Here is a 2,064-nt window from a genome sequence, read left to right as displayed (position 1 = left end):
TCTAAGAATCCGTCTTGTTGCAGGTAAATCCCCAATTCTTCTGATTTTGGGAAATACATATTACCCGCCACTTTTTTCCATTCCTGCAATTCAGCATCCGATAATTTTACTTTTTCGATGATGCGTTTGTGGTCTTTTGGAAACTCTAAGGAAACTTTTTGAATTTGTTCGTTGGCAAAATCAATACACCATTTGGCAATATAATTCGTGTAAAAATTATTGTTGATGTTGTTTTCGTATTCGTTTGGCCCTGTAACGCCTAAAATCACATATTGATTTTTTTGAGTCGAGAAACTGGCTCTTTGGTGCCAAAAACGAGCAATTCCAATCAATACTTCTAGTCCTTTTTCAGGAATATACGAGTAATCACCTGTAAAACGGTAGTAGTTATAAATGGCAAAAGCAATCGCACCGTTACGGTGAATTTCTTCATGGGTGATTTCCCATTCGTTATGGCATTCTTCACCATTCATAGTAACCATTGGGTACAAAGCCGCTCCGTTTTTAAAACCTAAATTTTGCTCGGCATTTTCAATGGCTTTGTCTAACTGATTGTAACGGTAGGTCAATAAATTTCGAGCCACCTGTTGGTCTTTCGTCGCCATGTAAAACGGAATACAGTAAGCTTCAGTGTCCCAATAGGTAGAGCCACCATATTTTTCGCCTGTAAATCCTTTTGGACCAATGTTTAAACGACTGTCTTTTCCTAAATAGGTTTGGTTTAATTGAAAAATATTAAAACGAATTCCTTGTTGCGCTTTTACGTCACCATCAATTGTAATATCTGACATTTCCCAAATCTTAGCCCAAGCGTCAATTTGGTTTTGTAATAATTGGTTATAACCAATAGTCAAAGCATTGTTAATCGCTTTTTCAGCAGCGTCTTGAGTATTTTCGTGGTTCAAGGAAACGGTATAGCCCCCTATCTTTTGAATCGCTGATTTTTTGCCTTGAGCAACAGTCACTTCGAATCTAAACTGAATTTTGTCAATCGTTTTGGCTGTGGCCAATGGCGTTAAATTCAAATTCTGGTCATTCTCTAAAATGCTATTTTGCATAAAAGTAGTAACCTTGAAATGGGTTTTAAAAGTTTGTGCCGTTATAAAAGCTTGATTGTCTTTTTCATTTTTGTCTAATGGTTCCCAGAACTTTTCATCCCAGTTCGCATCTTCGTTGGTAACGCCGGCATCTACATAAGGTTTGTAAATAATTTTAGCTTCCTTATTCAAAGGGGTAATTTCATAATTAATAACACCTACTTCGTCTAAGTTTATCGAAAGGAAGCGGCGAATATTCACGACAACTTCTGTTCCGTTTTGTAAAGTTGCTTGAAAAGAACGGTTATACCAACCTTCTTTCATGTTCAATTCACGACGATAGTTGTTTACTTTGATGCAGTGGTTCAAGTCGAAAACTTCACCGTTGATCTCAATATCGATACCAATCCAATTTGGGGCATTCAATACTTTGGCAAAATATTTTGGATAACCATTTTTCCACCAACCTACTTTGGTTTTGTCGGGATAATAGATACCTGCGATATAGCTTCCTTGAAAAGATTCTCCTGAATAGTGTTCTTCAAAATTAGCACGCTGTCCCATTGCGCCATTTCCAATACTAAATAAACTTTCGGATGATTTCACTCTTTCAGCATCAAATCCTTCTTCTATGATAGACCAACTGTCAGGTTTTATATAATCTTGATTCATGGTATCGTATTTTGAGGTTTTCAGTAGATTTAATTTATCTACTTCTTAATCGATTTTTTTATTAATTAAATTGTCTATAAAGCGTGTCTCAATATGGGTAAAATCTTGAAAAACATAACGTGCTTCATGCAATGTTTTTTCTTCTCCAATGCCTACGCTAATCATTTTTCCAATATTAGCTGCCTGAATTCCTGCAATCGAATCTTCAAAAACAATGGATTGTTCAGGCGCCATGCCTAGGTTTTTGGCGGCAATCAAGAAAACTTCTGGGTCAGGTTTAGCGTTACTAACATCATTTCCGTCAACAATAGCATCAAAATAGGAGAGGATGCCTGTTTTTTCAAGTATCGGTCTC

2 protein-coding genes are annotated in these 2,064 nt (G+C 36.5%); both read right to left on the bottom strand.

The genetic code is table 11. The features are described from left to right. On the bottom strand, positions 1-1,709 hold a 1,709-nt coding region (locus tag WBQ70_RS13975; RefSeq protein WP_423915273.1), incomplete at its 3' end, for a glycoside hydrolase family 65 protein. Positions 1,710-1,754: 45 nt separating this feature from the next. After that, positions 1,755-2,064, bottom strand: a 310-nt coding sequence (locus WBQ70_RS13970; RefSeq protein WP_423915271.1) for an HAD family hydrolase, incomplete at its 5' end; no start/stop codon positions are given.

Origin of the sequence: Flavobacterium sp. (genome assembly GCF_049590715.1) — a bacterium.
Taxonomy (GTDB): Bacteria; Bacteroidota; Bacteroidia; order Flavobacteriales; family Flavobacteriaceae; genus Flavobacterium.
The sequence above is the reverse complement of the archived record's forward strand: the minus strand, read 5'-3'. Positions and strand labels throughout refer to the sequence as shown.